General features: G+C 69.1%; 7 protein-coding genes. 1 reads left to right on the forward strand and 6 read right to left on the reverse strand.

Going from position 1 to position 8,433, the window contains the following annotated elements; all coding sequences use genetic code 11:
- Together FHG89_RS26750 and FHG89_RS26755 are read right to left on the reverse strand one after the other, a co-directional pair.
- On the reverse strand, nt 1-479 hold a 479-nt coding region (locus FHG89_RS26750; RefSeq protein WP_139587179.1), incomplete at its 3' end, for a phospholipase.
- A 181-nt stretch (nt 480-660) separates the two neighbouring features.
- Nucleotides 661-2,319, reverse strand: a complete 1,659-nt coding sequence (locus FHG89_RS26755; protein ID WP_139587180.1) for a glycoside hydrolase family 10-like protein — start codon at nt 2,317-2,319, stop codon at nt 661-663.
- 203 nt (nt 2,320-2,522) lie between these two features.
- On the opposite strand from FHG89_RS26755, the gene FHG89_RS26760 reads away from it, so the two are divergent.
- The gene (locus tag FHG89_RS26760) at nt 2,523-4,019 is read left to right on the forward strand and encodes an amino acid permease (protein ID WP_139587181.1); all 1,497 of its coding nucleotides are present in this window, start codon (nt 2,523-2,525) and stop codon (nt 4,017-4,019) included.
- Between the two features lie 41 nt (nt 4,020-4,060).
- Here FHG89_RS26760 and FHG89_RS26765 read toward each other — a convergent pair whose 3' ends face one another.
- Genes FHG89_RS26765 through FHG89_RS26780 form a run of 4 tightly spaced genes read right to left on the reverse strand, consistent with a single transcriptional unit; the run spans nt 4,061 to nt 8,257 of the window.
- Nucleotides 4,061-5,092: a glycoside hydrolase family 43 protein gene (locus FHG89_RS26765; protein ID WP_139587182.1), complete on the reverse strand. Its 1,032-nt coding sequence runs from the start codon at nt 5,090-5,092 to the stop codon at nt 4,061-4,063.
- Complete coding sequence (locus tag FHG89_RS26770) at nt 5,089-5,946, reverse strand: carbohydrate ABC transporter permease (protein WP_139587183.1); 858 nt, start codon at nt 5,944-5,946, stop codon at nt 5,089-5,091. The genes FHG89_RS26765 and FHG89_RS26770 overlap by 4 nt, the downstream gene beginning before the upstream one ends.
- Nucleotides 5,947-5,956: 10 nt before the next feature.
- A complete protein-coding gene (locus FHG89_RS26775) occupies nt 5,957-6,919 on the reverse strand; it encodes a carbohydrate ABC transporter permease (protein WP_139587184.1) in 963 nt (320 codons plus the stop codon).
- A 6-nt stretch (nt 6,920-6,925) separates the two neighbouring features.
- The gene (locus FHG89_RS26780) at nt 6,926-8,257 is read right to left on the reverse strand and encodes an ABC transporter substrate-binding protein (RefSeq protein WP_139587185.1); all 1,332 of its coding nucleotides are present in this window, start codon (nt 8,255-8,257) and stop codon (nt 6,926-6,928) included.
- Between the last annotated feature and the right edge of the window lie 176 nt (nt 8,258-8,433).

The following is an 8,433-nucleotide window of genomic DNA, read 5'->3' on the forward strand; positions in this document are numbered from 1 at the left end:
TCGGCCTGCTGCACGGCGGCGACGGAGCCGAAGATGCTTACCGCCTGGTAGTAGGTCCAGGCCAGGCTGTAGCAGGCCGGCCGGACGACCGAGTTGTAGGTGGTGCAGACCCGCTTCAGGTCCTCGTAAAAGGCGCTGTCGAGGCGGGACTTGTTGGCGGAGAACTGGCCGGCCGCCTTGTAGTTGCGGTAGCCGAAGTCGTGCCGGTAGCAGCCCAGGTTGAAGGTGAACCCGAGCGGGTTGTCCGGGCTGGACGAGCAGTAGTCGGTGGACCAGTCGAAGTTGTACTCGGCCCACGGTGCCCGGTTGACCCGGGCGCTGTTCCAGGAGTTGTAGCTGGACGCGCTGGTCTGGGTCCAGCTGGACAGCACGGAGAGCTTCTGTGCGGGGGTGACGGCGGCGGCGGGGGAGGCGATGGCGAGGGTGGCGAGCAGCGCGAGCGCGCCCGAGGTGAGCAGGGTGGCGAGACGTCGGGGCACGTGTTACCTCCGCGGGGGTGAGCGGCTGGGACGGAAGTTACCGGCGGGTCACCGGGATGTCGACCAGTGTCGATCAACTGATCAACCGGGTGGTACGTGCAGTGCCAACTATTGGTGACATGGGTTTAAACAGACGAATGCCCCGAGCGCTCGAGGCGCCCGGGGCATTCGGGAGAACGGGTCAGCGCAGGACGAATGCCGGCGGGCTGGGGAGGCTCTCGTTGGCCGACCGGTCCAGCGCGGTCAGCTGGTAGGTGTAGCGCCGGCCGGGCTCGGCCGTGGTGTCCACCCACGACTGGGCCGCGCCCGGCACGGCCCGGACGGTGTCGACCAGGTGCGCGGCGTCGGCCGTGGCGCACCGACCGGGCACCGAGGTGCCGTCGAACCGGTAGATGGCGTACGAGGTGGCCGTGCCCAGCGGGCCGACGCCGTCGGCGGGCTGACGCCAGGTGAGGCGTACCCCGTCGGCCTGCCGGGTGGTCTTGGTGACCACCGGGAAGAGCAGCGGCCGGGCCGGCAGGTGTGGCATGGCCGGCACCAGCGCGGGGCGCGAGTAGTGCTCGGCGGCGTAGATGTCGGTGGCGCCGAGCCGGTTGGCTCGCACCTGTACGGCGGAGAAGTGCACGTTGCCCTGCACCTCCGGGTACGACCGGTTGAGCGTCAGGTGGTCGGACAGCTCACGCGGGTTCTGCCAGAACGGCCCGTACGCCGGGTCGCCGCTCTTGTAGTCGGCCTGGCCGATGTAGAGCTGCACACGGGTGCCCCGCACCGTCTCGGCCCACCACGGCACCAGCCGGGCGTAGTCAGCCGCCGGGTACTGGCCGATGTACCAGTAGAGCTGCGGCACGACGTAGTCGATCCACTCCTGCTTGACCCACGTGCGGGTGTCGGCGGAGATGATGTCGTACGACTGGCTGCCTGTGGTGTCCGAGCCGAGCGGGTCGGCGCTCTTGTTGCGCCAGATGCCGAACGGGCTGACGCCGAACTTCACCCACGGCTTCGCCGCCTTGATCTTGCCGTTCATCTCCTGGATCAGCAGGTTGATGTTGTCCCGCCGCCAGTCCGCCCGGTCGGTGAAGCCCCTGTTGTACGCGGCGAAGGTGGCGTCGTCGGGCACCTGGTGGGTGCCGCTGGGGTAGGGGTAGAAGTAGTCGTCGAAGTGCACGCCGTCGATGTCGTACCGCTTGACCGCGTCCATCATCGCGGTCTGTACGAACTCGCGTACCTCGGGGATGCCGGGGTTGTAGTAGAGCCGGCTGCCGGCGACGCCCGCCGGCGGGTAGACGAAGGTCCAGTCCGGGTGCTGCCGGGCCGGGTGGCCGGGGGCGAGCAGGCTGAGGTCCGCGCCGGCACCGCCGGGGGCCGGCATGGAGACGCGGTACGGGTTGAACCAGGCGTGGAACTCCAGGTTGCGCTTGTGGGACTCGTCGACCAGGAAGGCCAGCGGATCCCAGCCGGGGTCCTGGCCCCGTACGCCGGTCAGGTATTCGGACCACGGCTCGTACGGTGACGGCCAGAGCGCGTCGGCGGTCGGCCGGACCTGCACCACGACGGCGTTGTGGTTCAGCCGCTCGGCGAGGTCGAGCAGTTCGCGGTACTCGGCCTGCTGGGCGGCGATCCGGTCCGGGCTGGTCTGGGACGCCTTGCTGGGCCAGTCGATGTTGACCACCGACGAGATCCACATGGCCCGGAACTGCCGTTTCGGCGTGGCGGGGTCGGTGACGCAGGTGGTGGTGGAGGTGGAGGGGGAAGGTGCGGCGCTCGCGGGGGTGGCGGCCGCCGCGAGCGTGGCGAGCAGGGCTGTGGCCAGCCCGGCGGCCGCGAGGCGAGTTGCCTTCATGCGGTGTGTCCCTTCGTTGGGGCTCCCGTGTGATCAACGCGGCATAATCGGCAAGATTCGCCGACGACTATCTGCCGCTGGTAGGAAATTTTCATACTCGGCCCGTAACCGCAAGGGTTCGTGGTTGGCCATTCCCGCCGCTGGGTAGCAACGCCGGTCACCGGCCGCCACGGTGGTGGTCGCACGGTGGGAGGGGTGAGCGCATGTCCGTGCTGCGCACAAAACCGATCAAGGACGTGATAGCTCAGGGTGAAGCGGACGGCACCGACGGTCAACTGGGGCTGAAGAGGCGGCTCGGTGCGATCGACCTCACCGGCTTCGGCATCGGCATCGTGATCGGCACCGGCATCTTCACTCTCACCGGAATCGAGGCCCGCGACAGCGCCGGGCCGGGCGTCGTGATCTCCTTCGCCATCGCCGGGGTGGTCGCCCTGCTCGCCGCGCTCTGCTACGCCGAGCTGGCCTCCAGCGTGCCGACCGCCGGCAGCGCCTACACCTACGCGTACGCCACGATGGGCGAGATCGTCGCCTGGATCATCGGGTGGGACCTGCTGCTGGAGTTCGCGCTCGGCGCGGCGGTGGTGGCCCGGGGCTGGTCCGGCTACCTCGCCGAACTGCTCGACCTGCCGACCCGCTGGTTCGGCGAGGAGGGCAGCACTGTCAACATCGGCGCCATCGCCATCGTGCTGATCCTCGGCGTCGTGGCGATCGTCGGCATCCGGGAGTCCGCCCGGATCACCAACCTGCTGGTGCTGGTCAAGGTGTCGATCTGCGTCTTCGTGGTGGTCGCCGGCCTGTTCTTCGTCAAGGCCGCCAACCTCACCCCGTTCATCCCGCCGGCCGAGCCCGCCGGCAGTGGCGACGACGGCATCAAGCAGCCGGTCACCCAGGCGCTGCTCGGGCTGGAGCCGTCGGTCTTCGGCTTCGTCGGGGTGCTCAGCGCCGCCGCGGTGGTCTTCTTCGCGTACACCGGCTTCGAGGCCGTCGCCAACCTGGGCGAGGAGACGCGCAAGCCCAAGCGGGACCTCACCCTGGGCCTGCTCGGCACGCTGCTGATCTCCACAGTGCTCTACATCGGCGTCTCCCTGGTGGTCGTCGGCATGGTGCCGTACACCGAGATCGACAGGGGCGCCCCGATCGCCTCGGCGTTCGAGTCGGTGGGCGCCGGCTGGGCGGCCACGCTCGTCTCCATCGCCGCGGTCGCCGGCCTGACCAGCGTCATCCTGGTCGACCTGGTGGCGATGGGCCGGATCGGCTTCGCCATCGCCCGGGACGGGCTGATCCCGCCCTCGATCGCGGCCGTGCACCCGCGCTGGGGCACCCCGTACCGGATCTCGGCGATCATGACGGTGGCGGTCGCGCTGCTGGCCGGCTTCCTGCCGCTCTCCGCCCTGGCCGACCTGGTCAGCATCGGCGCGCTCTGCGCGTTCGTGCTCGTCTCGATCGCCGTGCCGATCCTGCGCCGCAAGCGTCCGGACCTCGAGCGGCCGTTCCGGGTGCCGTTCTCCCCGGTGCTGCCGGTCGTCTCCGCGCTGGCCTGCTTCTACCTGATGCTCAACCTGTCGGTGGAGACCTGGCTGCGGTTCCTGGCCTGGATGCTGCTCGGCGCGGTCATCTACTTCGGCTACGGCCACCGCCGCAACCGGCTGGCCCGGCACGAACCGGCAGTCGCCCCGGCGCCACGCGAACCGAGCGCCTGACCGATGTGCGGAGGGGCCGAGTGCCCCTCCGCACGATCAACTCAGGGACGGGACTGCGGCGTACCGGTCGGGGCCTTGACTACCGGTCTGCCGTCGACCCAGGTCACCTCGTCCAGCCACACCTGACGGCCGGGGTCGGTGCTGCCCTCCTGCCCGGGCGGCCACGCGTGGTACAGCAGCCAGGTGCGGCCGTCCTTGACCACCATCGAGGCGTGGCCGGGGCCGGTGGCGACCTCGTTGCTCTTCAGGATCGGGTTCTCGGTGGCCTTCACACACGGGCCGGTCGGGCTCTCGCAGACCGCGTAGCCCTCCGCGTACTCGGCCCTGTCGTACGCGTTGGCGGCGAAGAAGAGCAGCAGCCGACCGTCCTGGCGGTGGAAGAACGGCCCCTCGATCAGGGTGCTCTCCCACGGCTCGGTCTGCCTGAGCAGCTTCGTCGGCTCACCGACGAGGGTCAGGCCGTCGTCGGCGAGGCGCTGCGACCAGAGCCAGGTGTCCACCCCGATGGCGTTGCCGTCGTTCTTCCACAGCAGCCACAGGCTGCCGTCGGTGTCCCGGTACGGGCTGGCGTCGATCGCCCCGCCCAGGTCGGCCTGGCAGATCAGCGGGCCGGCCGCGTCGTCGGAGTACGGCCCCTGGGGCGCGCTGGCCACCGCCCGCCCGACGCACTGCCGCCCGGACTCCCGGCCGGCGACGGTGTAGTAGAGCACGAACCTGTCCGGTGCCAGCTCGATCGCCTCGGGCGCCCAGGTCCTCCCGGCGTCCGCCCATTCCGGCAGCGTCGGCAGGGCGTCCCCGGCCTCGGTCCAGTCGACCAGGTCGGTGGAGGTGAGCACCGGGACGTTGCGGCCCTGCGAGTTGGTGTGGAACAGGTACCAGGTGTCGCCCACCCGGATCGCCTGCGGGTCCGGGGCGTCGGTGCGTACGACCGGGTTGGTGAACATGCTGGGGTCGCTCCCGCTGCTCGTGGTGGGGGTGGGTCGGGTGGTGTCGTCGGCGCAGCCCGGGACGAGCAGCGCGGCGGCGATGATGATCGCCGCCGCGCCGCCACGCCAGGTCCTCGTGGGGGTCACCCCTTCAGACCGCTGCGGGAGACGCCCTGGATGATGTGCCGCTGCGCCAGGACGAAGAGGATCAGCACCGGCAGGCTGGCCAGCACCGCACCCGCCATGATCACCGGATAGTCGGTGACGTACGAGCCCTGGAGCAGGCCCAGGCCCGGCGGCAGGGTGAGCTTCTCCGGGCTGAACAGCACGAAGATCGGCCAGAGGAAGTCGTTCCAGTTGGTGAGGAACGACAGCACGGCCAGGGTGGCCAGCGCCGGCTTGGACAGCGGCAGCACCACCTTGTAGAAGATCTGCCACTGGTTCGCGCCGTCGAGGGTGGCGGCCTCCTCCAGCTCGTTCGGCAGGGAGAGGAAGAACTGCCGCAGGAAGAACACCCCGAACGCACTGGCCGCGCCGGGCACCACCACCACGGCGAGGGTGTCGATCCAGTTGAGCTGGTCGACGATCAGGAAGTTCGGGATGATCAGCGAGGTCGGCGGGATGAACAGCGTCCCGACGATCAGGGCGAAGGTCACCCCGCGTCCGCGGAACCGCAGGCGGGCCAGGGAGTACGCGGCCATCGAGGCGGTCACCAGCACCAGCAGCGAGTGCAGCGTGGCGGCCACCATGCTGTTGAGGAACCAGCGCAGCACCGGGTTCGCCGAGTTGTTCATGATCTGCTCGTAGCCGTACCCGGCGATCGGGTTCGGCAGCCAACTCGGCGGGATCTCCTGGGCGGCCGTGTAGGTCTTCAGCGAGGTGATGACCATCCACACCAGCGGGGTCAGGAAGACCAGGGTCAGCGCGACCAGGATGGCGTAGAACACGACCCGGCGCGCCCCCCAGGCGGAACCGTTGGTGGTCGGCGTGGGCGTCGTCATGGCGGTCCCCTCAGTCTTCCCGGTAGCGGAAGAGGCGGAAGTTGGCGATGCTCACGACCGCCAGGAGCAGGGCGAACACGATGCTCATCGCGGCGGCGCGGCCCGCGTCGTTGTCCCGCAGGCCCTCCTCGACGATGAACCACACCACCGTGCGGGTCTCCGTGCCGGGCGCGCCCTGGGTGATCAGGAAGGACTGGCCGAACATGTTCGCCGAGGCAAGCACGGTCGTGGTGATCACGAAGAGCAGCACCGGGCGCAGACCGGGCAGGGTGACGTTGCGGAACCGCTGCCACGCGCTGGCCCCGTCCATCCGGGCCGCCTCGTACAGCTCCGGGGAGATGTCCTGGAGGCCGGCCAGGTAGATCACCGCGTTGAACCCGGACGTCCACCAGACGGTCACCCCGACCAGGGAGATCCACGCCCACGGCATGTTCGTCACCCACGGGGTGTCCGCCGGCAGCCCGAGCACCCCGAGGAGCCGGTTGACCAGACCCAGGTTGGCGTCGAGCAGGAACCGCCAGAGCAGGCCGATCACGGCCACACCCAGCACGTACGGCGCGAAGTAGATCGCCCGGAAGAACGTCCGGCCCGGGAACGAGCGGTTGAGCAGCAACGCCAACCCGAGCGGTACGACCACCAGCAGCGGCACCGACAGCACCGTGAAGATCGCGGTGGCCCGTACGCTCTGCCACCAGTCGCCGAAGATGGCGGAGTCGCTGGAGAACAGCTCCTTGTAGTTGTCCAACCCGACGAACGGCCGGTTCGGTAGCTGGAAGTCCCACTGGTGCACGCTCAGCCAGAGGCCGAGGACGATCGGCAGCAGGCCGAAGACCCCGAACAGGACCAGGTACGGGGCGAGGAACAGGTATGGCGTCGCCCGTCCGGTCCGGCCCGCCGAGGCCCGGCGGGCTGCGTTGGCCGCCGGGGGCGGCGCGTCACCGCGCGCCGCCCCGACCTCGATCACGTCCGCCACGGGTTATCAGCTCCCGTACTTCTTGCGGTTGTCCTCGAGCTGCTTGTTGGCCTTGGCCACACCGTCGTCGAGGGCCTGCTTGGGCGACTTCTTGCCAAGCACGGCCTCGTTGAACGAGTCGTAGAAGGTCGTGATGACCTCGCCCAGCCCCGGTGCCGCCGGCGGGAAGGCCGCGTACTCCAGTTCGGGGGCGAGCGACGAGATCTCCGGCAGCGCCTTGAACTCGGCGCCCTCGCGGACGTCCTTGCGGGCCGGGATCTGGCCGCCCTTGGCCCAGTCCAGCGAGTGCTGGCTCAGCCAGTTGATGAAGACCTTCGCGCCGGAGACCTTGTTGGCGTTGTTGGCCCGCTGCTTCACGATCGTGAAGTTGTGCGAGTTGGCCCAGGCCGCCGGCTTGCTGCCGATCTGCGGCAGGGGAGCGACGCCCCACTGCACCTCGGGGCTCTTCTTCAGGTCGTTGATCTGCCAGATGCCGTTCCAGGTGAACGCGTTCTTGCCGCTCTTGAACGACAGGTAGTCGGCGTCCTGACCGACGTTCGCCGGCGAGTAACCCTGCTTGATCATGTCGACCAGCCAGGTGCACGCCTCGACCGCCGGGTCGGAGTTGAACGTGGCCTTGGCCACCTCGGCGTCGAACAGGGTGGCGCCCCACTGGTTGAGCACGGAGTAGAAGGTCATGCCGCCGGTGAACTGGAACGGGCTGACCCAGAAGCCCTGCACGCCTGACTTCTTCAGCTCGACCAGCGCCGCCATGTAGTCGTCCTTCGTCGCCGGCGGCTTGTTCGGGTCGAGGCCGGCCTTCTGCATGACGGCCTTGTTGTAGTAGAAGCCCAGCGGGTGCATGTCCAGCGGGATGCCGTACCGCTTGTTGTTGTAGAGGCCGCCCTTCCACACGGTGGGTGCGAAGTCCGACTCGGAGAGCTCCAGGTTCTTGGCCACGTCGTCCAGCTCGGTGATCACGCCACGGGCGGCGAAGGTCGCGAGCTGGTCCATGTGCATGACCGCGATGTCCGGGCCGTTGCCGCTGGAGGCCGCGCCGGGAAGCTTGGCGTAGTAGTCCTCCCACTGGTACGTGGCCACCGACACGGCGATGTTCTGGTGCTCGGTGTTGAACTGGTTCACCAGCGCCTTGAAGATGTCGCCGTCGCCGCCGGTGAAGCCGTTCCACAGCTTCAGGTCGACCTTGGGACCGGTGTACTCCTTGCCGCCGTTGCCGGCGGCCGGCCCGGAGGCGTTGTCGTCGCCTCCGCCGCAGCCGGCGAGGGTCAGGGTGGCCGCGGCACCGAGTCCGAGACCGAGGCCGAGCAGGCGCCGCCGGCTCATGTCGTTCTGGATCATGCTGGTATCTCTCCTTGCAGGGGGACGGGATGAATTGTGCCTGCTCAAAGCCCGGTACGACCTCAGGCGCTGGTCGGGCCGAACCGCAGCACGCTCCAGGACACGGCGGGCAGGCGCACGGCTGTCTCTTATACACATCTGACGCCGCCGACGATCAGGCCCATGTTGTTGGCGGT

The organism is Micromonospora orduensis (assembly GCF_006228125.1).
Classification (GTDB): Bacteria; Actinomycetota; Actinomycetes; order Mycobacteriales; family Micromonosporaceae; genus Micromonospora; species Micromonospora orduensis.